We start from the raw sequence: 22,470 nt of genomic DNA on the forward strand, positions 1-22,470 counted from the left end.
CCCACGCCCTCGAACCCCCGTCGACCGGGGCCCCCGAGCCGACGGTCTCCAGCGCGATGGGGGCGTTCCTGGAGTCCGGCCCCATCGGAGTCCGCCGCATCGGCCAGCTGGAGCGCTGGCTCGGCGGTAGGGAGCTGCGGGTCGGCCACACCTACCTCCCCGGTGACCTCTGGTCGAACATCGAGGGCCCCCCGGGCTTCCTGGACGCCTGGGCGGACTGGCGCAACGAGCGGGAGGACCGGCTGCTCGTCCTGAACGTGCCGATGCTGGAGCGCAACGAGGCCGGCGTCTCCGACCACGAGGTCCGCAGACAGCTCCGGCTCGGCGCCTCGGGGCACTACGACCACCACTTCAGGACACTCGCCGAACGCCTGGTCGCCCTGGAGGCGGCGGACACCGTCATCGTCCTCGGCTGGGAGATGAACGGCACCACGTACACCCACCGCTGCGCACCGGACCCCGAGGCGTGGAAGCAGTACTGGAACCGGATCGTCACCGCGATGCGTTCCGTTCCGGGCCAGAAGTTCCGCTTCGACTTCAATCCCAGTCGCGGCAGGGACGCCATTCCGTGGACGGAGTGCTATCCGGGTGACGGCGTGGTCGACATCATCGGCATGGACTCCTACGACCAGCCGGCGGGGTCCCGTTTCGACGACCACGTCAATGAGCCGTACGGGCTGCGCACGCAGGTGGAATTCGCCGCCGCGCACGGAAAGCAGATCTCGTACCCGGAATGGGGACTCTTCCGGAACGGGGACAACACCGAGTACATGCGGCGCATGATCGAATGGATCAGGCAGCACAAGCCGCTGTACCACACGATCACCGATTACTGCCCGCACGGCGTGTGGCAGTGCGGCGCGAACCCGAACTCCTCGCAGGTCTTCCGGGAGATGCTGTACGGGGCCGAACCCGAGGTTCCCGAGGTGCCGGAGGTGCCGCCGAAGCCCGAGGTGCCGCCGAAGCCGGAGATTCCTCCGAAGCCGGAAATCCCGCCGAAGCCCGAGCCGAAGCCCGAGCCGAAGCCCGAGCCGGAACCCGAACCCAAACCCGAGCCGAAACCGGAGCCGAAGCCCGAGCCGAAGCCCGAGCCGAAACCGGAGCCGAAGCCCGAGCCGAAGCCCGAACCCAAACCCGAGCCGAAGCCCGAACCGAAGCCCGAGCCGCAAGTCCCGCCCAAGCCCCTGCCCACGCCGGCCTGCTGGGTGTTGAACCTCGGGCCGTGGGTGGAGAGCTGGTTCGGCGGGCCGCTGTGTGTCCCGGCCGAGGCCTGGAAGAACGAGGTCGACATCCACTGGAAGATCTCCCTGAAGGGCATCCGGCCCTTCTGACCGGACCGGTGGCCACGGCGACCACGGCGGCGGAGCTCATCCGCCGCCGCTCGCCGTACCCGGACGTCCCAGCCCCCGCAGCCGCGCCAGCGCCCGCCCCGCCCAGGCCCGCTCCCGCGCCTGATCCGCCGCCCAGCGCCGTGCGCCCGCCGCCCCCGCGCGCAGCCGCAGCAGCGGAGCCGTACCGCGCCCGGCGAGGAGCAGCCGGCCGTTGCGGACCGGCTCGGGACGCCAGTGCTGCTTGTACGGCTCGGCGCCGCGCAGCATGCTCAGGGTGGCGCGCCCCCGGGCGCTGGTCTCCCGGGCCCCGTGGCGCAGGAGCATCGCCGCCACGTCCACCTTGCGGTCCCGCAGGGACGGATCGGCGCCGTACAGGTAACCGCCGGCCAGGCGCGGGGACATGAGCGTCAGATCGGCGGCCACCACGTCACCCGCCAGCCGGAACTCCGTCACCATCGCGTCCCCGCGCTCCACCATCGGCCGCACGGCCCGCGTCAGGTGCTGGGCGAACCGCTCGCTGGTGTGCTCGGCCGTCACCCCCCGGCCCTCCCACTGGCGCCGGTGCAGACGCAGCAGCCGCTCCAGCGCCGCCGGCACCTCGGGCCCGGACACGATGTGCGCGTCGATGCCGAGGGCGTCCAGCTTGCGCAGCTTGGCGCGGACCCGCTGGGCCTTGTTCGACGGAATCCGTTCGAGCAGCCCCTCCATCGGTACGGCGGGCAGCTCCAGACACAGGGAGTCCGGCAGCCGCCTGCGCGGTCCCCGCCACCGGGTGAACACCCGCTCCGCGGCGGCCCCCGGCCGAACCTCCCGCAGGTCGATCAGCGCCCCGCGGGCCACGCGCTCCAGGGCCTCGGTCAGGGCCGGCAGGGCCTCGGGCCGGCCGTCGTCCAGGAGGACGTCGGTGAAGTCGGTGATCGCGCCCCCGAGCTGGGTGAGCACGGGCAGCGGTCCGGGCGCCCGCATCAGGGGCGCGGCGGCCACCAGCTCGCCGTCCCCGTCCCGTACGAGCACCACCCGCAGCGCGCCGGGGCGGCCGTAGGAGAGCCACCAGGAGTGCAGCCAGGAATGGGACTGGAAGGGGGTGGCGGTGGAGCAGCGCCCGTACAGCGCCGTCCACTCGGCCGCCAGCCGCCCGAAGTCCTCCTCGTCACGGCAGACCTCGGTCCGCGGCGTTCCCGTGCTCACACCGCCTCCGGTTCCGGCTGGTGGGACGCGGCCGGGGCGGGCACCGCGGCCGTCCCCGGGGCCGCGGGCCGCGAGTGGCGGCCCTCGCTCCGGGCGGCGGCCCGCCGCGGTGCCACCATCAGGGCCAGGCCCCCGAGGAGTCCGCCCGCGCAGCCGCCGACCAGCGCCGACAGCGGCGCCGACGGCGAGACCGGGTCGACCGGCTTCGTGGCGCGCGAGAACTGCACGACCTTCACGCCCGTGCTGCCCGCCACGTGCCCGCTGTTGACGACCAGCGCGCGGGCCACCCCGTCCGCCATCGCCACCGCCTCTGCCGGCCGCTCCGACCGTGCCGTCAGGGAGATCATCGGCGCGTCCGGTGACGTCGAGGCCTGCACGCTCCGCCGCAGCTTCCCGGCCGTGACCCCGGCCCACACCTGGGCGTCGCCGGTCACCGCGATGTCCGTGGCCACCCGCCCGTACGCCTGGGCGAAGCCGAGGGCGCCCGCCGGGTCGGACTTCTCGCCGGGGACGACGATGACGTAACTCGTCGCCGCGTACTCCGGGGTCGCGAGCGCGCCGTACCCGCCGCCGAGGGCGGCCCCGGCCAGGACGGCGGCGGGCAGCACCGCCCGGCGGCCGGGCCCGCGCCAGCGGGCGGGCAGGGAGGGACGGCGACGGTCGGGGGTCGCGGAAGTGTTCATGGTGCGGGTTCTCTCACTTCACGGGGGAGGGGGTGCCGCCGTGGACGGCCTGGTCGTAGAGGGACATCAACTGCCCGGCGCTGCGGGCGATGTCGTACCGGAGCGCGGCCCGGGGCACCGGAAGCCGGGCGAGCCGGGCGTCCCGGACGCCGCGCAGCGCGGAGATCAGCTCGGGCACCGACCCGTCGATCCGCCGCGCGCCCGGAGCGGCCTCCGGCGGCAGGTCGTCGACCGCGGGGCACGCCACGTACAGCGCGGGCAGGCCCGCCGCCAGCGCCTCCACGACCGCGAGCCCGAACGTCTCGTCGGGGGAGGTGGAGACGAAGACGTCCATCGCGGAGAGCAGCTCCGGCAGGGAGGGGCCGAGCGAGGTGACCGTCGGCGGGTCCTCGCAGGCGCCGGTGAGCAGCACCCGGCCCGCCGCCCCGCACTCCCGGGCCACCCGCAGCAGCTCCTCCCGCCGGTCGCCCTCGCCGACGAGGAGCAGCCACGCCTCCGGGATCGCCGCCACCGCCCGGACCAGCCGGTCGAACCGCTTCCCCGGGACGAGCCGCCCCACCCCGCCGACGACGTACGCGTCCCTCGGCACGCCCAGCACCCCCCGGACCAGCCGGCGGGCCCGGGCGTCGTACGCGAAGCGGGCGGTCTCGATCCCGTTGGGGACGACCCGGATACGGTTCGGGGGCACCCCCCAGTCCGCGAGCCGGCGCGCCACGCTCGGCGACACGGCGACCGTGGAGGTGCCGAGCCGTTCCGACGCCAGGTAGAGGGCGCGGGTGCCCGCGGACAGCGGCCGGCCCTCGATCTGCGCCTCGCCGAGCGAGTGCTCGGTGGCGATGATCCGCCGCACCCCGGCGAGGCGGGCCGCGGGCCTGCCGTACACGCATGCCCGGTACAGATGGGTGTGCACCAGGTCGTAGCCGCCCTGGCGGACGACCCGGGCGAGCCGGGGGAGCGCCCCCACGTCCCGGTTGCCCGTCATGCCGAGATGGGTGACGGGTGTCCCGTCCGCCTCGATCCCGGCGGCCACCGGGCCGGGGTTGGTCAGGGTCACCACCCGGCTCTCCACCGGCAGGTGGCGCAGCAGCAGCCGCAGCTGCTGTTCCGCCCCGCCGATGCCGAGGCCCGTGATCACGTGCAGCACCTTCATCGGACGCCCACCGCCGCCGGGAGGGACGGGGCCGGGAGCAGGTCCGCCGGGTGGCGGCGGCGCAGCGGGTGCAGGGTCCGCTTCGCCGCGAGCCGCAACGGGGTGTCCGCCTCGCCGATGTGGACGCGGGGCAGGGCGTACGCACCGGTCAGCGGCCCCGGGTCGATCGCGCAGGCGTAGCGGTAGCCGGCCTTCCGTACCGAGTGCATCACCCGCGGGTCGGTTCTCCCGTACGGGTAGCAGAAGCCGTCCACCGGACGGCCGGTGATCTCCTCCAGGAGCGCGCGGCTGCGCCGGGTCTCGGCGGCGAGCGTGGTGTCGTCGGTCTCGGTCAGCGCGAGATGCGTCAGACCGTGCGAGCCGATCTCCATGCCGGCCGCGGCGATCCGCCGGATGCCGTCCTCGTCGAGGAGCGGCTTGCGCGGGCCGTCGGTGTCCCAGGCGTTCTCCCCGCCCATCCGGCCCGGCAGCACGAAGACCGTCGCCGTGAAACCGTGCCGGCGCAGCAGCGGCAGCGCCGAGTCCACGAAGTCGGCGTACCCGTCGTCGAAGGTCAGCCCGACGAGCCCGCGGGACCGGCCCCGGGCGGTCGCCGCGAGGAGTTCCCGCACCGACACGCCCCGCAGGCCCCGGTCGGCGAGCCAGTGCAGCTGTCGGGCGAAGCGCACCGGGGAGACGGTCACCTGGTACGGGTCGTCAGCGGGGTCGCCGACGGAGTGGTACATCGCGACCCACAGCGGCGGTTTCATCCACAGGGGCGGCTTCGGCAGCAGGCGGCGCAGCGCGGCGGCGGGCATGGGCGATCCTCCGGACGGCGGAGCGGGTCAGGGGCGGAATCTCGGGCGCCCTCGGGGCGCAGAGGAGGAAGAGAAGGAAGACGCCGGCCACGACGAGGCTCGCGACGGTGACGGACAGGGCCGCCGGCCGGATCGCCATCGAGCAGAGCCAGCCGGCGGCCGTGGCCCACGCGCCCGCCGTCGCCAGCCGCAGGAGCCCCTCGCCGAGCAGGCCCGCGCGGACCGGGACGGCCTGGCGGTGAGCGCCGCGCAGCAGCAGCACGGCGGTCGCGGTGATGCCCAGCGCGTTGGCGCCGGCGATGCCGACGGCCCCCCACAGGTGGGCGGCGGGAACCCCGGCGGCGACGGTCACGGCGAGCCCGGCGCCCATCGCGGCGGCCGGGTACCAGAGCGGGCGCGCGGCGGAGAAGTAGCAGCGGACCAGGGCGCCCACCATTGTCTGACCGAGCAGCCCGAGCGCGTACACGCGCATGACGGCGGCCGTCGCGACGGTGTCGCCCCGGTCGAACTCGCCGCGCTGGAAGAGGAGTTCGACGATCTGAGGTGCGGCGGCGATGACCGTCGACGCGCCGAGGAGCACGACGACGGCGGCGAGCAGCAGGTCCCGCTCCACCCGGCGGCGGGCCGCCTCCCCGTCACCGGCCGCGAGGGCACGGGCGACCACGGGGAAGCTGACCGTGCACAGCATGAGGGAGAGGATCATCGGCATCTGCGCGACCTTCTGCGCGTAGTTCAGATGCGAGATGGCGCCGGCCGGGAGCGGCGAGGCGAGGAACCGTTCGATCAGTGTCTGCGACTGGCGGGCCAGCGAGAAGACGACCACCGGCGCGATCAGACCGAGCACGAGCAGGTGCCCGTCGCCCGCCGGGCCCGCGGTCTCCGGCTCCCGTGGCGGCAGCGGCCCGGGACCCGACCGCAGGACGCGCAGCAGCGACGGCGCCTGGACGAGCACCATCAGCACCCCGCCGACCGCGACCCCGGCCGCCGCCGAGCGCACCCCCAGGGGTTCGCGCAGCACCACGATCGTGCCGATGATGCCGACGTTGTACGCCACGTAGATCGCGGCGGGCGGCACGAACCGGCCGTGCGCGCGCAGCGCGGCCGAGCAGTAGCCGACCAGTGCGAAGGAGAGCGCGCAGGTCGCGGTGAGCCGGGTGCAGTCGACGGCGAGCTGCGGATCGGGCAGGCCCGGCGCCAGCACCCGTACGAGCAGCGGCGCGGCGACGACGAGGGCGGTGGCGACGACCGCGACGGTGAGGGTGAGCCGGGGCAGCGTGCCGCGCACCAGGGCGCGCACCGGGTCGTCCCCGGCCAGGTCCGCCGCGCGGTGCGCCAGGGCCCGGGAGAACGCCGGCACCAGGATCAGTGCCATGGCGTCCTCGATGAGGAGCGTCGACGCGAACTCCGGCACGGTCCAGGCCACCAGGAACGCGTCGGTCTCGGCACCCGCGCCGAAGTATCCGGCGAGGATCTGGTCCCGTACCAGCCCGAGCAGCGCCCCGAGGGCCGTGAGCACCGCCGTCACGGCGGCGGCCTTCGCGAGGAACCCCCGGGCGGGGGGCGTGTGGCGGGGACCGGCGTCCGGCCCCACCCCCGGGGCGGCGGCCGTACCGGAGCCGGCGCCCGGGTACGCCCCGGGAGCGGTCTCCTCGTCCCCGGCCGGGTACCGCGCGGTGGCGGATTCCCGGTCCGTGCGGGGGTGTTTCCCGAGGGCGGTGTCCGCCTCCCCGGCCGGGTACGGCTCCAGGCCCGCCGGTGCCTCGCCGCCCCGCCCGCGGCGCGCGCGGCGGGCGCCCGCCGCAGCGGTCACGCCCGCCACCGTGTCCGCGGGGAGGGCCGGCGGGCCCACCCGGCGGTCGGCGGAACCCTCCCGGGGGGCGGTCACCGCGCGCCCCGCCGTGAAGCCGTCGGACGGCGGCCCGTCGACGGCTCCCGCCGGGGCCGGGCCCGGACACCCGGCGGTGTCCGGACCGGCCGCCGGAGGCGGGGGCACGGGGTCCGGGGCGTCGCCCGGCCGGCGGTCACGCACGCCGCACCCCGGGCAGGGACCACCAGGCCGCCAGGCCGAACACCACGGACATCAGCACCGTCGACGGGCCGCCGATGTCCGCGTAGAAGAAGTCGATGAGCTGCCAGGACAGCAGCCCCGTCGCGACGAGCGCGCCCGCCGCGCCCGCCCGGTGGCGGAGCAGGGCGCCGGTGAGGAGCGCCAGCCAGCTGCCGGCGAGGGCGAGCAGGCCGAGGAGGCCCTGTTCGCTGAGGACGAGCAGGTACATGTTGTGCGGCGAGAGCAGCGGCTGGCGCCGGAACTCCGCGCCCGCGCCGGCCGTGTCGCTGCCGGAGGAGAGCGCGAGCGAGGCGTGCGCGTCGCGGTGGGCGGGGAAACCCTTCAGACCCACACCCGTGAACGGCTCCGCGCGCCACATCTCCGCGGCCGCCGCCCACATCGTGTACCGGTCCGTCACCGACTGGTCCGGGGCGGCCGTCACCTGCGTGATGCTGGCGGCCCGCTCCTCGACCAGCTCCGAGCCGATGCCCAGACCACCGACGAGGACCACCGCGAGCGCCCCCGCCGTCAGCGCGGTCCGGGCCGCCCGGCGTACCCCGGCGAGGACCAGCTGGAGCGCGCAGGCGAGGACGGTCGCGATCCACGCGCCCCGGCTGAAGGAGACGACCAGCGGCACGAACAGCAGTCCCGCGCAGACCAGCGCCGCCGTCCGCGCGCGGCCGGGCCGGCCGCCGAGCGCGAGCCCGACGGCGACCACGAGCCCGTACGAGACGACCGTCGCCATGCCCATCACGTCCGAGGGTCCGAAGGTGCCGACGGCCCGGACGTCCTCACCCATGTACGAGGCACCCGTCCCCGTCAGGTACTGCGTGACGCCCACCGCGCCCTGGAGCAGCGCGAGGACGATCAGCGCCCAGGCGACGACGGTGGCGTCCCGGCGGTCCCGGACCGTCAGGAACACGGCCGCCGGGACGAGGACGAAGACCTGCGCGTACCGGGCGACGCCCGGCAGGCTCGCCGCGGGGTCGTGGGAGGTGACCGCCGCGAGACAGACCCCGAGGACCGGCAGCCCGAGGACGACGGCCGCCGTCCGGGTCAGCGGCCGGGCGCGCTCGCGCAGCACCCGGACGAGACAGACCAGCACGAGCAGGCCGGAGGCCGCGTCCGCGAGCGAGCCCGTTCCGCCGGTGCCGTCCCGCGCCCCGCCGCCCGGGACGAGCAGCAGCGCGATCACGGCGAGGACGGGCGAGAGGTGCGCGGCCCGCCGGGCCGTGTCCCGTACCGCCTCCGTCCTCCACCCCTCCGCCGGCGCCTCCCCCGGCGCCGGAGCGGCACAGGGCGGGGCCGCGGCCGTCACGGCCGTGGCCATCTCAGCTCCCCGTCGGCCGCAGCAGCCCGGCGGCCGTGCGGATCAGGATGCAGACGTCCTGCCAGAGCGACCAGTGGTCGATGTAGTGGTTGTCGAAGCGGCAGCGGTCCTCGATCGAGGTGTCGCCGCGCAGCCCGTGCACCTGGGCGAGCCCGGTCAGCCCGACCGGCATCCGGTGCCGGTCGGCGTACCCGGCGTGCACCTTGCTGAACTGGGCCACGAAGTAGGGGCGTTCGGGGCGCGGCCCGACGAGGCTCATGTCCCCCCGGAGCACGTTCCACAGCTGCGGCAGCTCGTCGAGCGAGGACTTCCGCAGGAAACTGCCGACCGCGCTCATCCGCCGGTCGCCCGCCACGTTCCAGCGGGTCGCCGACTCCGTCTCGTCGGAGGGGCGCAGCGTACGGAACTTCAGCAGCGTGAAGTGGCGGCCGTGCCGGCCCACCCGCTCCTGCCGGAAGAGGACCCCGGGCCCGTCGGCGAGCCGCACCGCGAGCGCGCACAGCATCAGCACCGGCAGGGCCAGCGCCAGCGCGGGAACGGCGAGCGCGATGTCGAGGAGGCGCTTCGCGGTGAGGCCGGGCCGCTCCTCCGGCGGTACGAGGCGGCGCCAGGCGTATCCCCACACGTGCTCGCCCATCGGCCCGTCCTGCCGTTCCCCGCCGACCCGCCAGGTCGTGCAGCCGTACTGCTGGAACAGCGTCACCAGTCCCGGGTCGTCCAGCAGGAACACGGCGTCCCGCACGGTGTTCTGGATGACGGCGCGGTGGATCGCCTCGGTCGTCGTGAGCACCGGGAGTCCCGGCTCCCCGGGCGTCGGCACCGCCGCGGCGCCGTCCTCCCTGACCCCGACGATCCCGACCGGCCGCACCCCGTACTCGGGATGCTGCAGGGCCGCCGCCGCGAACCGGCGCGCCGCGCCCGGCGCGCCGACGACGAGCGCCGACCGGGGGTGTGCCCGCGCCACCCGCCGCCGGTGGGCGAGCACCAGCCCGCGCAGCACGGACACCACCGCCACATGCGTGCCGTACGCCGCCGCGAGGCGCAGCGGCCCGAAGGCGAGGGCGGGGGAGTACGCGGCTACCGCGGCCGCCGCGACACACCAGGCGACCCCGGCGCGGGAGGCCAGCGCGGGCAGCTCGTCGAGCATCCGCACGTGCGCCGCCGGCCGGTGGAGCCCGCCCCGCCGGCCGAGGAGCAGGACGAGCGCGGCGATCGGCAGGAGCAGCCGCGGGTCCCGGTGCGTGGCGCCGAGCGGCGCGGCGGCCGCGAGGACGGCCAGGCAGTCGGCCGCCACCAGCGGCAGCCGGCCGGAACGGGTCCGCCTCCTGCGGTGCCGGGCGGGCGCGAGCCGGCGCGGCGCGCCGTGCCGGGGGGCCAGCGAGGCGACGCCGAAGACCGGGCCCGCCGCGGGCCACGAACCGGGGGAGGGGGGAACGCTGGTGCTTTCCGTGGTCACTGCGCAATCGGCTCTCTGTGCTCGGTGCCCCGCACTCCGGCCAGCTCGCGGTAGAGCTCCGCGACGGCCGCGCCGGTGCGCCGCACATCGAAACTGCTGAGTACGTGTTCGCGGGCCTCGCGGCCCAGGCGCTCCCGCAGCTCCGGCCGGCCGAGGAGACGGCCGAGCGCCGCGGCGAGCGCGGCCGGGTCCTCGGGCGGGACCAGGCACAGGGGCGCGTGGGCGGGCGGGAGGCTCTCCCGCGCGCCGTCCACGTCGCCGACCACCACCGGACGACCGCTCGCCATCGCCTCCAGGGGCGCGAGTGCCATCCCCTCCCAGCGGGACGGCAGGACCACCACGTCGGCGGCCCGGTACCAGGGGGCGGTGTCGTCGACGGCGCCGGTGAAGCGCACCGACGGGCCCGCCGACGCCCGCAGCCGGTCGCCGTCCGGGCCGTCGCCCACGAGCACCAGCCGGGCGGTGGGCACGTCGGCGAGGACGGCGGGCCAGGCGGCGAGCAGCACGTCCTGCCCCTTCTGCCGGCAGAGCCGGCCCACGCAGACGACGGTCGGCGCCGGGTTGCGGGGCGGGTTGTCGCTCGCGAAGCGGGCCACGTCCACCCCGTTGTGGACCACGGACCAGGCCGCGGTGATCCCGGCCGACTCGCCCGTACGGCGCTCGGCCTCGCTCACGCAGAGGATGCGGTCCGCCCAGCGGGCCCCGAAGCGCTCCCAGGCGCGCGCGAGCGCGGCGGTGGTCCCGTCGACGGCCTCGAAGGACCAGGCGTGCGGCTGGTAGAGGGTCGGGATCCGCCCCCGCACGGCCAGTCGGGCGCAGAGTCCCGCCTTGGCGCTGTGGGCGTGGACCAGGTCCGGGCGGACGGTACGGATCAGCCGGGCGAGGCCGAGCGTCTCGCGGACCAGCCGGGGGCCGGGGTCACGCCCGGCCCGCCAGGCGTGCACGCCGGCGCCCTCGGCGCGGACGGCCGCGGCGAGCGGCGTGCCGGGCGGGCAGGCGACGGTGACCTGCGTCCCGGCGCGGATCTGGTCGCGGACCAGATCCACGACGACGCGGGCGACGCCACCGTCCCCCGGCTGGACCGCGTGCAGGACGGAGAGGGGGGAGTCCGGTGCTCGTGGAGGCAGCATGTCAGCGTCCGGCGTCCGCCCGTGGGGAAAGCGCCGCCCGCCAGGTGTGTGGCACGCCGCGGCGCACAGCGAGATCCGCTGAATTCCGCATACAGGTTCTCCCCTTCGATGAGAGAAACAAGGAAACACCCGTGAGGGCCGGGGAAGAGGAAGCCGTCGAGCGCGCGAAAAGAGGTGTCCGCCCGACGGGACCATGAGCGACGTAGATGAACGTTATAACGATGATTCCGGGCGTTGGTAAGCAGGAGATTCTCATCAAGAGTAACTTCCGTATCCCGGCGCCCGGTTCCTCGTTGGGCGTGTTGTGCCATTCCCCGGCTCGCTCGCTCGAATACCCCTCGGATGGCCCAAGGAGAGCAGGGGCGTCACCCATTCGGGAGAGCAACCGAATAAAGCGAACCGCGTTGTTGAAGGAGCCGGACAGATCCGGTCACACCGCTGACCTTCCGGTCCCAGTGGTTCGCAATCGATCGAGGAGCGCTTCCCCATGTTCCGTATCGCAAAGGCTGTCGTCGTGTCCGCGGTCATCGCCGCGTCCGTGGTGGGCGCCGCCGGTGCGGCCTCGGCCGACGCTGAGGCCACCGGTGTGGCCATCGCGTCCCCGGGCATCATCTCGGGCAACGTCGTGCAGGCGCCGATCCACGTGCCGATCAACATCTGCGGCAACTCCGTCAACATCATCGCGCTGCTCAACCCCGCCTTCGGCAACGTCTGCGTCAACGCCTGATCCCGCAGCGGATCACGGTCCTCGCGAGGCCGGTGCGCCACCCCTTCCGGGGCGTGCGCGCCGGCCTCGGCTCGTTCGGACGCACCCTCGCGCGCCTCCCGGTGCAACGGCGTACGCCCCCGGCAGTGGCAGGTCAGCGGGCCGGATTCACCCGAACGGAGGCATGGCACTGGGTAGTTCATCCGTTGCGGAGAGATATACCCGCAGGCACGGTGAGGGAGAAGTTGTCCGACGCGTACCGAAAGGGAACACCTATGCGTCCCCAGGCGCCCCTCCGTCTCACCGTCCTGGCCGCCTCCGCCGCCCTCGCCCTCGGCGTGGCGGGGCCCGCCGCCGCCGACACCCACCAGCCGCCCCCCGTCGCCGCCCCGGCGCCTGTCGGCGACACCCCCGCCGAGGCGGCGAGCGCCGGCTCCTTCAAGGAGGCGGTGGACAGCGCGGTGGCCGAACTCCTCGCGACGATCAAGGCCGACGGCCGGCTCTCCGCCGCCGCCACCGAGGTGTTCGACGCCAAGATCGCGAAGGCGGTCGCCGCCGCCGAGGACACCGCCACGGCTGCCCTCCCCGAGGCTCCGGCTCCGCTGCCGGAGGCCCAGGCTCCGGCAGCTCCCGCACCCGCGCAGGCCGCGCCGTCCGCGCCGGACGCCGTCGGTCTCCTCGACCTCCCCGCCCTGCTCGGTGCCCTCCTCGGCCCCGTGGCGCCGGCCGCGCCGGCACCCTCGGCCGCACCGGCGGCGCCCGTCCGCTGACGGCGGCGCGCGGATCACGCCGTACCGGCCCGGTGTCCCCGGGCCGGTACGGCTTTCTCCTGTTCGCCGGGCACGGCTGGCCGGGCCCTTCCTCCGGGTCCGGTACCGAGAAATTCCTCCTCCCGGAGTTTCCGGGGAGCGCACCTCTCGTTACAGAAGCAGAACGCCGAGCGGGGACAGCTCAACTTCCCCGCGCGGGACGTGACTTGTCCGCGAAAAAACGTACGGACGCTCAGAGGAAGGACTTTCTCCATGAAGCCCACCAAGGTCGCCGCGATCATCGCCGGTTCCGTCATGGCCCTGGGTGCCGCCACGCCCGCCATGGCCATGGGGCCGGAGCTGCCCTCCAGCCTGGACGGGGGGCTCGACGCGATCTCCAGCGAGGGCCTGGAGACGGACGCGCTGGACAGCACCAGGGAGGCCCCCGCGGTCAAGGCCGTGGGCGACACCGCCGGGAAGCTGCACGAGACCGGCAAGAAGGCGCCGCTGCTCGGCGGTCTGCCGCTGGGCGGCTGAGGCTTCCGGGCGACGGGTCTCCGCGCCTCTCTCCCGCGCGGCCGACCGCGTCGCGCGGCCCCGCGTCCTCAAGGAAGGACCCGGGCTCCCCCCGGCCCCGACGGACATTCCCCGGCACGCGACACCGCTGTCCAGGGAGATCGGCTGATCGAATGATTTTCTGATCCGCCGCCGTGTGGGGCCGGGTCTTCGTCGTGCACCGCTCCTTACGCTCTCGCCCAACATCCACGGCAGGTTGGCTCGTGGAGATACCGAGGACGGCAGTGCTCGATCCCGCGCCGCAGCCGCTGCGGCGCGTCCGTCCGGAGTCCCCGAGTCCCGCGTTCTCCAGAGGAAGAGCGGTATGCGATCCATCGACACCAGGAAGCTGCTCACCGCCGCAGCCGCGACGGGCATCCTGTCGCTGACCGGAGGTTTCGCCGTGGCGGCGAACTCCACGGGCGACTCACCGGTGCCCGGAGCGGGGCACCACCGACAGGCTCCTCCCGCGGTGGACCTGTGCGGGGTCTCGGTGAACCCCGGTGAGCTCGCCGGCCGGGCGCTCCGGGACCTCTGCGCCCGGGGGGCGGCCGAGGACCCCGACGGCTACGGGGACGGCCCGGACGAGGAGACCCCCGACCACCCGGGCCCCCACCCCACGTCTCCGGGGCACCCGACGCCCCCCGGCCCCCACCCGACGTCCCCCGGCCCGCACCCCACGCACCCGGGCGAGCCGACCAAGCCCGGCGAGCCGACGAAGCCGGGGCACCCCACGCACACCCACCCCGGCGAGCCGACGAAGCCGCCGACCACGCCGCCTCACCACCCGGGTGAGCCGACGAAGCCGCCGACGAAGCCGCCGACGACGCCTCCGGAGCAGACCGGCGAGCCGGGTGAGCCGACGAAGCCGCCCACGAAGCCGCCGACCACGCCGCCCCACCACCCGGGTGAGCCCACGAAGCCGCCGACCACGCCGCCCCACCACCCCGGTGAGCCGACGAAGCCGCCGACCACGCCGCCCCACCACCCCGGTGAGCCGACGAAGCCGCCCACCACGCCGCCCACCACGCCGCCGACCCACCCCGGTGAGCCGACCACGCCGCCCACCACCCCGACCCACCCGGGGCCGACCGGGCCGGGCAAGCCGCAGCTCCCCGACACCGGAAGCGACACGGCCGCACTGGCGGGCGCCGCGGCCGTCAGCGCCGCCCTGCTCGTCGGCGGAGCGGTCATCCGCCTCCGTGCCGGACGCGCGATCAGGGCCGGGCGCACCGACCGCCTGCACTGACGCGCGGGCCGACCGCCCGTCAACAAGGGTCCTCACCGTCACCGGTGAGGACCCTTCGCGTTGCTGCACACGGGCGAATTCTCGCGACGTTTCCCCGGAGGGCTCGTTCAAGAACACAGTTCCACCGCTACCGTTCGTCACCCTCCGAAGGGCACCCGCACGTCATGAACCTGCGCTCACAAGCCGGTCTGGGCCTTCTGATGACCGCTCTCGCCTCCGCGGCCATGGCCACCCCCGCCTCCGCGGCCGAGGCCCCGGTGGTCGTGCCGCTCCACGGCCTGGAGCCCGCGATCCCGATGGACGCGCCGACCGTGGACACCGGTGTTCCGCTGCTCATGCCGGGCGCCCCCACCGTCTTCCACGAGGGGCAGACCCTGCCGGACATCGGTCTGCCGGAGGTGCCGTTCACCAGCACGCTCCCGGAGACCGACCTCGCCGCCCCGCTCCCGGAGCTCATCGACGGCAGCCGGCCCGGCACGGCCCGGCTCACCAGCCCCGACTCGCCCCTCGCCGCGGTCACCCCCGCCGCCGAGGTCGGCAACCCGGTGGGCCTGCCGGACGGCGACAGGTTCGGGCTCCCGGAGCTCACGCTGCCGGACGCCGGTCTCCGTACCGCCGCCGCGAAGGGCGCGCTGGAGCCGCAGCTCGGCCTGGCCCAGTCGTAGGGCTCACGGGCGGCCCTGTGCGCGACCGGCGGCCCGACGGGTGAAGACACGATTCTTCCCCGCTACCCCAAGGGTCGTTGCTCGTTGCACCGGAAGGCTTGTCGCATGGCCGCGGCCCGCGGCCCGGAGGTACGGCCGTCGTATCCGGCGGCGGACGGACCACCGGCCCGCGGGCCTTCATCTTTTCATTCCGTCCCATCCGGCCTAAAGGCCGTTACCCCCGCGCCCGCACGGCGTTGAAGGGGACTGTGTGACCGTGATTCTCGCGGTCGACTTTCCACGCTCAAGGAGTTCCTGATGTCTCGCATCGCGAAGGCTGCCGCTGTCCTCGCCGGCACGGGTGCCGTTGCCCTCAGCGGAGCCGGCATGGCCGTCGCCGACTCGGGCGCCGAGGCCGTCGCCGCCGCCTCCCCCGGTATCGTCTCGGGCAACGTCGTCCAGGTCCCGGTCCACGTGCCGATCAACCTGTGCGGCAACACCGTCGACATCATCGGCCTGCTGAACCCGGCGTTCGGCAACGTCTGCGCCAACATCGACGGTCACCACCACGACGGCGGCTACGGCGGCTGATCCCCCGGATACGCACGGAGCGGCCCCCCGCGCATCCGCCGGGGGGCCGCACCCGTGTGCGCGGCGCGGCCCGTCCCCTTGTCAGGCGTACCGGTAGATCGCGCTGTGGTCGAACATCTCCGCCGGGGTGACGCCCCAGGGCGTCATCGGCTGGTGCCGTGCCACCACCTTGCGGTACTGCGCGTCACCGAGCGGCGGGGGCTCCGCCGGAAGGTAGGCGGCGCCCGGGTTCCGCTGCTGCCACCGCGACCAGACCAGGTCCACGAACGAGTGGTGGAGCCAGAACACCGGGTCGTTCACCGAGGCACCGCCGAGCATCAGGCCGCCGACCCAGCGGTGCACCCGGTTGTGGATCCGGAACCGTTCGTTGCCCTGGCCGGCCGCCCAGCCCTCCAGCCGGTTGCGGAAGCCGGAGGCGCTGGTCGAGTTCCAGGGCGCCACGTCGTACGTCCGCTCCCGCATGACCTCCTCCAGCTGAGCCTGGGTGGGCAGGGTGATCGGGTCCCGGGGGCGGCCCAGGTCCCGGGTCAGGAAGCGGCCCTCGGTCATGGCGTGGTTGATCGTCCAGCGCCCGCCGGCGTGGGCGAACGGGCCCGTCATCACCTGCAGGTCGGACCGGCGGCCGTTGCCGCCCATGAAGTCGTCCGACCAGAGCGACGAGGCGGGCGAGTTGTCCCGCGTCCAGTCCCAGTAGGGCACGCTCACCGTGGGGTCGACCCGGCGCAGCTCGCGCTCGAACTCCAGCAGGAACTTGCGGTGCCAGGGCAGGAAGCTCGGCGCCATGTGGGCGACCCGCAGCTTGCCCTCCCCGTCGGCCGTGTAGTGCTCGATATGGGTGCGGACGAACCGGTCGTACACTCCCGTCCGCTTGAGCTCCAGAACGGCGGCGACGAACTTCTTCCGTTCCGCGCCGGTCAGATCACGCTGGTTCTTACGCGTGTACGCCACGGGGGCTCCCTCCCGGGTGGACGCCATGGGCGGCGGCGAAGCGCGAGAGCGGCGCGGACCCCAGCTCGTCCACGGCCCCGCGCGTGGCCGCCAGCGGCGTCGGATAGGTCTGGTAGTGATCGATGGGGGTGAGAAAGCCGCCGTCAGCGCAGCGCATCACGTGCAGCGGCCGGCCGTCGACCAGGACCTCGGTCCCGCCGGCGGGCGCCGGCCGCCCCTGGATGCGGCGGCCCCGGTACATCTCGTCGAACGTTCCGCCGGACGCCCGGACCGCCGCCCCGCCCCGGGGCGTCACGGCGATGCGGGCGAGCGCGCCACCGGTGAAGGCGGCGGCGGTCAGGGTGAGAAGGGACCGGAGTGCGAGGCGGCGCGGGAAGGTCATGAGTGATCTCCTGGTGGTCCGTCAGACACCCGCCGGGGCGGGGGAAATGCCCTGAGGGAATAACGAGGAAAACCCCGATCCGTTGTGGGGTAAATTCCCGCCGTGTGAACGTAGGCCGATCGGGTGAATGGGGCACGGAGAGAGGGGGCCCGGACCACTAGCATCCGGACCCATGACTTCTTCCCCCGCCGTTTCCGAGGCGCGCAGCGTCTCCCCGCTGGGCATTCTCTCCACCGTTTTCTGGGTCACCGGCCCCACCGAGGAGAAGCCGGCCGCTCCGTACGTGATGGTGTATTCGCTCGGTAACGGCCTCGACGGTCCCGAAGCCTGTGTGGCGGCGCTGCGGGCCGCCGTGGAGGGCATGGGCCTGCCCGTCGGCGGGCCGGTCGTCGACGCCTCCCAGGACTCCGGCGTCGACGCCCACCTGCTCCTGGAGGCTCGTCAGGCGGTCCTCACGCTGCCGTACATCAAGGTGCAGTGCTCGGTGTCGGAGGAGTGGGAGGCGGCGGCCGAGAAGCTCGGACACGTCTACCTCATCTGCTCCGTCCGTCCCTGGCCCGAGGCCGCGCCCGGCGAACCGATCTCGGAGGAGCAGCTGCGCTCCTACTTCGCCGGCGAGGACGCCCTGGCGGTCGGGGGCCACGCCGTGCTGCCGGTCCGGCGCCTGCAGGGCTGAGCGGGCGGCGGCGACATGGCGACGGTGGACGTCCGGGGCGTACCGGGGCAGCGGCGGCTCGCGCGGGACGAGGAGGAGAGGCAGGGCTCGACCGGGGCGGGCCGGGCCCTGGCCTGGACGCTGATGGTCACCGGTGCGGCCGGGGTCCTCGCCGCCTGGGTCATCACGCTCGACAAGTTCAAGCTCCTGGAGGACCCGGGCTTCCAGCCGGGGTGCAGCCTCAATCCGGTGGTGTCCTGCGGCAGCATCATGAAGAGCGCGCAGGCGTCGGTCTTCGGCTTTCCGAACCCGATGCTCGGCCTCGTCACGTACGCGGCCGTCGTCGCCGTCGGCGCCGGTCTCCTCGCCGGGGCGCGCTACCGGGGCTGGTTCTGGCTCGGGCTGAACGCGGGGATGCTGTTCGGGGTGGGCTTCTGCACCTGGCTCATGCACCAGTCGCTGTACGAGATCCACGCGCTGTGCCTGTGGTGCTGCCTGGCCTGGACGGCCACCGTCGTCATGTTCTGGTACGTCACCGCGCACAACGTACGGACCGGGGTGCTGCCCGCCCCGGCCGCGGTGCGCTCCTTCTTCGGCGACTTCGCCTTCGCTCCGCCCGTCCTGCACATCGGGATCATCGGGATGCTGATCCTGACCCGGTGGTGGGACTTCTGGACGAGCTGACGTGCGACGCCTCGTCACCCGGCCGCGGGCCGCACTCACCGTGCTGCTCGCGGCCGTTCTGGTGTTCCTGCTGCCGTACGACCGGCTCGCGCCCGGCGACCGGCACACCACCGCGCGGCCCGTGCCCGAGGCGGCCTGGCCGCCGGAGTCCCGGGTGCCGTCGGGCTTCTTCACGGGTTCCGACGAGGCCGGGGTGCGGCGCATGGCGGGGGTGCAGGCCTGGCTCGGCGGCACCCCGCTGAGCGTCGGGCACACCTATCTGCCGGGCGACCGCTGGTCCAACATCGAGGGCCATCCTGCTCTGTTCGGTCCGTGGGCGCGGTGGAAGGCGGAGCGGCCAGGGCGGCTGTTCGTCCTCAACGTGCCGCTCCTGGAGCGGAACGAGGAGGGCCTGCCCGACGCGGAGGTGCGGGCGCAGCTGCGGCGCGGCGCGGCCGGTGACTTCGACGGGCACTTCCGGACGCTGGGGGAGCGGCTCGTCGCGCACGGGCTCGCCGACACGATCCTGGTCCTCGGCTGGGAGATGAACGGCACGACGTACAGCCACCGCTGCGGGCCCGACCCGGCGGCCTGGAAGACGTACTGGCGGCGGGTCGTGGCGGAGCTGCGGGGCGTGGCCGGGCAGCGGTTCCGGTTCGACTTCACCCCGAGCCGGGGGCGGGACGCGGTGGCGTGGCCGGAGTGCTACCCGGGTGACGACGTGGTGGACATCATCGGGATGGACGCCTACGACCAGCCGGCCGGGGTCACCTTCGAGGAGCAGGTGACCGAGGAGTACGGGCTCGCGCATCACGTGCGGTTCGCGGCGGAGCGCGGCAAGCCCGTGTCGTACCCGGAGTGGGGGCTGTTCAGGAACGGCGACAACCCGGCGTACGTCCGGGGGATGCTCGACTGGTTCGCGGCGCACCGGCCGGTCTACCAGACGGTGACGGACTACTGCCCGCACGGGGTGTGGGGGTGCGCGGACAACCCGGAGTCGGCGCGGGTCCTCAGGGGCGCGCTGGGAGCGCCGGGCCGGTCTTGAGCGTGTCGACGGTGCGGTCGAGGAGGTCCACGAGGTCGTCGGTGAAGCCGTGTTCGGCCCAGTGGAGCGTGGTCTCGCGCAGGGCGCCGAGGACGGCCGCCGTGAAGACCCGTACCTCCAGGTCGTCGGCGGCCCGGCCGGTGCGGTCGGCGAGGGCGCGGGCGAGCCGGCGGCCGGTCGCGGCGGTGGTCTCGGTGAGCCGGGCGCGGACGGCGGGGATCTCCGCCATGAGGCGGGCGCGCAGCCGCACTTCGGCCGGTTCCGTGTCGAGCGCGGCGCGGATCGCGCCGAGGACGACCGCGCGGAGGGATTCGAGGGGCTCCTCACCGGCCGGCCGGGCCCGCAGCCGGGCTTCGAGGAGCTCGTCGTTCTCGTCGGTGAGGAGGATGTCCTCGCGGACGGGGAAGTAGCGCAGGACGGTGGAGGCGGAGACCTCGGCACCGGCGGCGATCCGGTCGAGGGTGGCCGCCTCCCAGCCGTGCTCGGCGACGAGCCGGCGGGCGGCCTCGCGGATCGCCGCGCGGGTCTTCTGCTTCTTGCGCTCCCGCAGCGGGGCAGGAGGGGTCTCTTCGGCCGCCATGGGCGTCATGGTCGCAGCTCAGGCCTGGTGGACGACGAGCGTGATGCCGATGTAGTGGGCGATGAAGGCGGCGAGGGTGAGGGCGTGGAAGACCTCGTGGAAGCCGAACCAGCGGGGGGACGGGTTGGGGCGCTTGATGCCGTAGACGACTCCGCCCGCGCTGTAGAGCAGGCCGCCGACGACGACGAGGACGAGGACGGCGATGCCGCCCGTGCGCAGGAAGTCGGGCAGGAAGAAGACGGCCGCCCAGCCCATCGCGATGTAGCAGGGGGTGTAGAGCCAGCGCGGGGCGCCCACCCAGAAGACGCGGAAGACGATGCCCGCGGCCGCGGCCGCCCAGATCGCCCACATGAGCGGTTTCGCCGTGGAGTCGGGCAGGAGCAGCAGGGTGAGCGGGGTGTAGGTGCCCGCGATGATCAGGAAGATGTTGGCGTGGTCGAGGCGCCGCAGGACGGCCTCGCCGCGCGGGCCCCAGTCGCCCCGGTGGTAGAGCGCGCTGATGCCGAAGAGGAGGCAGGCGGTGAGCACGTAGATCCCGCAGGCGATCCGGGCGCGGGGGGAATCGGCGAGGGCGACGAGGACGACGCCCGCCACGATCACCGTGGGGAACATGCCCGCGTGCAGCCAGCCTCTGAGCCGTGGCTTCAGCGGGAGGGACAGGGCTTGTTCGATCGGACGGGGCTCGGCGGGGGACACGTCCGGTGTGGCAGCTGTCATAGGACCCCATCGTATCTACGCCCCCGTAGGTTCCGGATATGAGTGGCGATGCTCACGTGTGCGGCCCTCTGGACATATGGGCGGTTCCATCGGATGATCAAATGAGTGCGGTCGGCACCGGATGAGCAGCTACGAAGCATCCGGGTCGCGGCCCCCACGGGGCACACACCCAAAAACCCCTCTACAAGGAGCAATCGTGGCGCGCGACAACGCGGCTCCCCAGACCCTTCCGACCCAGCACCAGGAGCTCGTCTCCTGGGTGAACGAGATCGCCGAGATCACCCAGCCCGACAACATCGTCTGGTGCGACGGTTCCGAGGCCGAGTACGAGCGCCTGTGCGAGGAGCTCGTCGCCAAGGGAACCTTCAAGAAGCTCGACGAGGTCAAGCGCCCGAACTCGTACTACGCCGCCTCCGACCCGACCGACGTCGCGCGCGTCGAGGACCGGACCTTCATCTGCTCCGAGAAGGAGGAGGACGCGGGCCCGACCAACCACTGGAAGGCCCCGGCGGAGATGAAGGAGATCTTCGCGGGCGAGAAGGGCATCTTCCGCGGCTCGATGAAGGGCCGGACGATGTACGTCGTCCCGTTCTGCATGGGCCCCGTCGGCTCCCCGCTCTCCGCCATCGGCGTCGAGATCACCGACTCCGCCTACGTCGCCGTCTCCATGCGCACCATGACCCGCATGGGACAGGCCGTCCTCGACGAGCTCGGCACCGACGGCTTCTTCGTCAAGGCCGTCCACACCCTCGGCGCCCCGCTGGCGGAGGGCCAGGAGGACGTGCCGTGGCCCTGCAACTCCACCAAGTACATCTCGCACTTCCCCGAGACCCGTGAGATCTGGTCGTACGGCTCCGGCTACGGCGGCAACGCCCTGCTCGGCAAGAAGTGCTACGCGCTCCGCATCGCCTCCGTCATGGCCCGCGACGAGGGCTGGCTCGCCGAGCACATGCTCATCCTGAAGCTGACCCCGCCGCAGGGCGAGGCCAAGTACGTCGCCGCCGCCTTCCCGTCCGCCTGTGGCAAGACCAACCTCGCCATGCTGGAGCCCACGATCTCCGGCTGGACGGTCGAGACCATCGGTGACGACATCGCCTGGATGCGCTTCGGCGAGGACGGCCGCCTCTACGCGATCAACCCCGAGGCCGGCTTCTTCGGTGTCGCGCCCGGCACCGGCGAGCACACCAACGCCAACGCCATGAAGACCCTGTGGGGCAACTCCGTCTTCACCAACGTCGCGCTCACCGACGACGGCGACGTGTGGTGGGAGGGCATGACCGAGGAGCCGCCCGCCCACCTCACCGACTGGAAGGGCAACGACTGGACGCCGGAGTCCGGAACCCCGGCCGCCCACCCGAACGCCCGCTTCACCGTCCCGGCCGCCCAGTGCCCGACGATCGCCCCCGAGTGGGAGGACCCCAAGGGCGTCCCGATCTCCGCGATCCTCTTCGGCGGGCGCCGCGCCTCCGCCGTACCGCTGGTGACCGAGTCCTTCGACTGGAACCACGGCGTCTTCCTCGGCGCGAACGTCGCCTCCGAGAAGACCGCCGCCGCCGAGGGCAAGGTCGGCGAGCTGCGCCGCGACCCCTTCGCCATGCTGCCGTTCTGCGGCTACAACATGGGCGACTACATGGCGCACTGGGTCAAGGTCGGCGCCTCCGCGGACGCGTCGAAGCTGCCCAAGATCTACTACGTGAACTGGTTCCGCAAGAACGACGCCGGCAAGTTCGTCTGGCCCGGCTTCGGTGAGAACAGCCGCGTGCTCAAGTGGATCGTGGAGCGCCTCGACGGCAAGGCCGAGGGCGTCGAGACCCCGATCGGCATCCTGCCGACCGCCGATTCGCTCGACACCGACGGCCTGGACCTCCCGGCCG

23 protein-coding genes are annotated in these 22,470 nt (G+C 73.9%); 11 read left to right on the plus strand and 12 right to left on the minus strand.

The window, feature by feature from the left end; all coding sequences use genetic code 11:
* Positions 1-1,331, plus strand: a 1,331-nt coding sequence (locus RIF68_RS04540; RefSeq protein WP_309049804.1) for a glycosyl hydrolase, incomplete at its 5' end; no start/stop codon positions are given.
* A 36-nt stretch (positions 1,332-1,367) separates the two neighbouring features.
* On the opposite strand, the gene RIF68_RS04545 is transcribed toward RIF68_RS04540, so the two are convergent.
* From RIF68_RS04545 to RIF68_RS04580, 8 genes are all read right to left on the minus strand, one after another.
* Complete coding sequence (locus RIF68_RS04545; RefSeq protein ID WP_309049805.1) at positions 1,368-2,519, minus strand: GNAT family N-acetyltransferase; 1,152 nt, start codon at positions 2,517-2,519, stop codon at positions 1,368-1,370.
* Entirely contained in the window at positions 2,516-3,202 is a 687-nt protein-coding gene (locus tag RIF68_RS04550) for a lipopolysaccharide biosynthesis protein (protein WP_309049806.1), read from the minus strand. Before RIF68_RS04550 ends, RIF68_RS04545 begins: the two co-directional genes overlap by 4 nt.
* A 13-nt stretch (positions 3,203-3,215) precedes the next feature.
* Positions 3,216-4,352 carry a glycosyltransferase gene (locus RIF68_RS04555; RefSeq protein ID WP_309049807.1) on the minus strand — a complete coding sequence of 379 codons (1,137 nt, stop codon included), beginning with the start codon at positions 4,350-4,352 and terminating at the stop codon, positions 3,216-3,218.
* Complete coding sequence (locus tag RIF68_RS04560; RefSeq protein ID WP_309049808.1) at positions 4,349-5,149, minus strand: polysaccharide deacetylase family protein; 801 nt, start codon at positions 5,147-5,149, stop codon at positions 4,349-4,351. Before RIF68_RS04560 ends, RIF68_RS04555 begins: the two co-directional genes overlap by 4 nt.
* On the minus strand, positions 5,049-6,740 hold the full coding sequence (gene murJ, locus RIF68_RS04565) for a murein biosynthesis integral membrane protein MurJ (RefSeq protein WP_309049826.1): 1,692 nt from the start codon (positions 6,738-6,740) through the stop codon (positions 5,049-5,051). Before murJ ends, RIF68_RS04560 begins: the two co-directional genes overlap by 101 nt.
* 430 nt (positions 6,741-7,170) lie before the next feature.
* Entirely contained in the window at positions 7,171-8,526 is a 1,356-nt protein-coding gene (locus RIF68_RS04570) for an O-antigen ligase family protein (protein ID WP_309049809.1), read from the minus strand.
* A gap of 1 nt (position 8,527) precedes the next feature.
* Positions 8,528-9,982: a sugar transferase gene (locus RIF68_RS04575; RefSeq protein WP_309049810.1), complete on the minus strand. Its 1,455-nt coding sequence runs from the start codon at positions 9,980-9,982 to the stop codon at positions 8,528-8,530.
* Positions 9,979-11,112: a glycosyltransferase gene (locus RIF68_RS04580; protein ID WP_309049811.1), complete on the minus strand. Its 1,134-nt coding sequence runs from the start codon at positions 11,110-11,112 to the stop codon at positions 9,979-9,981. The genes RIF68_RS04575 and RIF68_RS04580 overlap by 4 nt, the downstream gene beginning before the upstream one ends.
* A gap of 487 nt (positions 11,113-11,599) precedes the next feature.
* Between RIF68_RS04580 and RIF68_RS04585 the strand changes: the two genes are divergently transcribed.
* The 6 genes from RIF68_RS04585 (at position 11,600) to RIF68_RS04610 (ending at position 15,606) form a co-directional block, all read left to right on the plus strand.
* Positions 11,600-11,839: a chaplin gene (locus RIF68_RS04585; protein WP_309049812.1), complete on the plus strand. Its 240-nt coding sequence runs from the start codon at positions 11,600-11,602 to the stop codon at positions 11,837-11,839.
* A gap of 254 nt (positions 11,840-12,093) precedes the next feature.
* Positions 12,094-12,588, plus strand: coding sequence for a hypothetical protein (locus tag RIF68_RS04590; RefSeq protein WP_309049813.1), 495 nt, complete (start codon positions 12,094-12,096; stop codon positions 12,586-12,588).
* Between the two features lie 252 nt (positions 12,589-12,840).
* Positions 12,841-13,104 (plus strand): hypothetical protein, encoded by a 264-nt coding sequence (locus tag RIF68_RS04595; protein WP_309049814.1) that lies wholly within the window; start codon positions 12,841-12,843, stop codon positions 13,102-13,104.
* Positions 13,105-13,447: 343 nt separating this feature from the next.
* Positions 13,448-14,371 carry a hypothetical protein gene (locus tag RIF68_RS04600; RefSeq protein WP_309049815.1) on the plus strand — a complete coding sequence of 308 codons (924 nt, stop codon included), beginning with the start codon at positions 13,448-13,450 and terminating at the stop codon, positions 14,369-14,371.
* Positions 14,372-14,535: 164 nt separating this feature from the next.
* Positions 14,536-15,036, plus strand: coding sequence for a hypothetical protein (locus RIF68_RS04605; protein ID WP_309049816.1), 501 nt, complete (start codon positions 14,536-14,538; stop codon positions 15,034-15,036).
* Positions 15,037-15,333: 297 nt separating this feature from the next.
* On the plus strand, positions 15,334-15,606 hold the full coding sequence (locus RIF68_RS04610; RefSeq protein ID WP_309049817.1) for a chaplin: 273 nt from the start codon (positions 15,334-15,336) through the stop codon (positions 15,604-15,606).
* A gap of 81 nt (positions 15,607-15,687) precedes the next feature.
* Here RIF68_RS04610 and RIF68_RS04615 read toward each other — a convergent pair whose 3' ends face one another.
* On the minus strand, positions 15,688-16,554 hold the full coding sequence (locus tag RIF68_RS04615) for a tyrosinase family protein (protein WP_309049818.1): 867 nt from the start codon (positions 16,552-16,554) through the stop codon (positions 15,688-15,690).
* Positions 16,538-16,936 carry a tyrosinase family oxidase copper chaperone gene (locus tag RIF68_RS04620; protein ID WP_309049819.1) on the minus strand — a complete coding sequence of 133 codons (399 nt, stop codon included), beginning with the start codon at positions 16,934-16,936 and terminating at the stop codon, positions 16,538-16,540. Before RIF68_RS04620 ends, RIF68_RS04615 begins: the two co-directional genes overlap by 17 nt.
* A gap of 172 nt (positions 16,937-17,108) precedes the next feature.
* Here RIF68_RS04620 and RIF68_RS04625 point away from each other — a divergent pair, with 172 nt between their 5' ends.
* From RIF68_RS04625 to RIF68_RS04635, 3 genes are read left to right on the plus strand one after another with little or no spacing between them, the layout of a single operon-like run.
* Complete coding sequence (locus RIF68_RS04625) at positions 17,109-17,612, plus strand: DUF5949 family protein (protein ID WP_309049820.1); 504 nt, start codon at positions 17,109-17,111, stop codon at positions 17,610-17,612.
* Positions 17,613-17,627: 15 nt separating this feature from the next.
* Entirely contained in the window at positions 17,628-18,275 is a 648-nt protein-coding gene (locus RIF68_RS04630) for a vitamin K epoxide reductase family protein (RefSeq protein WP_309049821.1), read from the plus strand.
* 1 nt (position 18,276) lies between these two features.
* Positions 18,277-19,299, plus strand: coding sequence for a glycosyl hydrolase (locus tag RIF68_RS04635; RefSeq protein WP_309049822.1), 1,023 nt, complete (start codon positions 18,277-18,279; stop codon positions 19,297-19,299).
* Here the strand turns inward: RIF68_RS04635 and RIF68_RS04640 are convergent.
* Together RIF68_RS04640 and RIF68_RS04645 are read right to left on the minus strand one after the other, a co-directional pair.
* On the minus strand, positions 19,265-19,879 hold the full coding sequence (locus RIF68_RS04640; RefSeq protein ID WP_309049823.1) for a TetR family transcriptional regulator: 615 nt from the start codon (positions 19,877-19,879) through the stop codon (positions 19,265-19,267). The two genes, RIF68_RS04635 and RIF68_RS04640, sit on opposite strands and share 35 nt — an antisense overlap.
* 18 nt (positions 19,880-19,897) lie before the next feature.
* A complete protein-coding gene (locus RIF68_RS04645) occupies positions 19,898-20,596 on the minus strand; it encodes a hemolysin III family protein (RefSeq protein ID WP_309049824.1) in 699 nt (232 codons plus the stop codon).
* A 196-nt stretch (positions 20,597-20,792) separates the two neighbouring features.
* Here RIF68_RS04645 and RIF68_RS04650 point away from each other — a divergent pair.
* On the plus strand, positions 20,793-22,470 hold a 1,678-nt coding region (locus RIF68_RS04650; protein ID WP_309049825.1), incomplete at its 3' end, for a phosphoenolpyruvate carboxykinase (GTP).

The organism is Streptomyces sp. (assembly GCF_031178505.1).
GTDB lineage: Bacteria > Actinomycetota > Actinomycetes > Streptomycetales > Streptomycetaceae > Streptomyces > Streptomyces gulbargensis.

Bases quoted from the DNA above. Each gene is read 5' to 3' on its own strand.
- RIF68_RS04580 (WP_309049811.1), bottom strand. From the start codon at position 11,112: ATGCTGCCTCCACGAGCACCGGACTCCCCCCTCTCCGTCCTGCACGCG.
- RIF68_RS04595 (WP_309049814.1), top strand. From the start codon at position 12,841: ATGAAGCCCACCAAGGTCGCCGCGATCATCGCCGGTTCCGTCATGGCC.
- RIF68_RS04560 (WP_309049808.1), bottom strand. From the start codon at position 5,149: ATGCCCGCCGCCGCGCTGCGCCGCCTGCTGCCGAAGCCGCCCCTGTGG.
- RIF68_RS04570 (WP_309049809.1), bottom strand. From the start codon at position 8,526: ATGGCCACGGCCGTGACGGCCGCGGCCCCGCCCTGTGCCGCTCCGGCG.
- RIF68_RS04630 (WP_309049821.1), top strand. From the start codon at position 17,628: ATGGCGACGGTGGACGTCCGGGGCGTACCGGGGCAGCGGCGGCTCGCG.
- RIF68_RS04610 (WP_309049817.1), top strand. From the start codon at position 15,334: ATGTCTCGCATCGCGAAGGCTGCCGCTGTCCTCGCCGGCACGGGTGCC.
- RIF68_RS04605 (WP_309049816.1), top strand. From the start codon at position 14,536: ATGAACCTGCGCTCACAAGCCGGTCTGGGCCTTCTGATGACCGCTCTC.
- RIF68_RS04625 (WP_309049820.1), top strand. From the start codon at position 17,109: ATGACTTCTTCCCCCGCCGTTTCCGAGGCGCGCAGCGTCTCCCCGCTG.
- RIF68_RS04640 (WP_309049823.1), bottom strand. From the start codon at position 19,879: ATGGCGGCCGAAGAGACCCCTCCTGCCCCGCTGCGGGAGCGCAAGAAG.
- RIF68_RS04585 (WP_309049812.1), top strand. From the start codon at position 11,600: ATGTTCCGTATCGCAAAGGCTGTCGTCGTGTCCGCGGTCATCGCCGCG.
- RIF68_RS04645 (WP_309049824.1), bottom strand. From the start codon at position 20,596: ATGACAGCTGCCACACCGGACGTGTCCCCCGCCGAGCCCCGTCCGATC.
- RIF68_RS04600 (WP_309049815.1), top strand. From the start codon at position 13,448: ATGCGATCCATCGACACCAGGAAGCTGCTCACCGCCGCAGCCGCGACG.
- RIF68_RS04620 (WP_309049819.1), bottom strand. From the start codon at position 16,936: ATGACCTTCCCGCGCCGCCTCGCACTCCGGTCCCTTCTCACCCTGACC.
- RIF68_RS04555 (WP_309049807.1), bottom strand. From the start codon at position 4,352: ATGAAGGTGCTGCACGTGATCACGGGCCTCGGCATCGGCGGGGCGGAA.
- RIF68_RS04550 (WP_309049806.1), bottom strand. From the start codon at position 3,202: ATGAACACTTCCGCGACCCCCGACCGTCGCCGTCCCTCCCTGCCCGCC.
- RIF68_RS04590 (WP_309049813.1), top strand. From the start codon at position 12,094: ATGCGTCCCCAGGCGCCCCTCCGTCTCACCGTCCTGGCCGCCTCCGCC.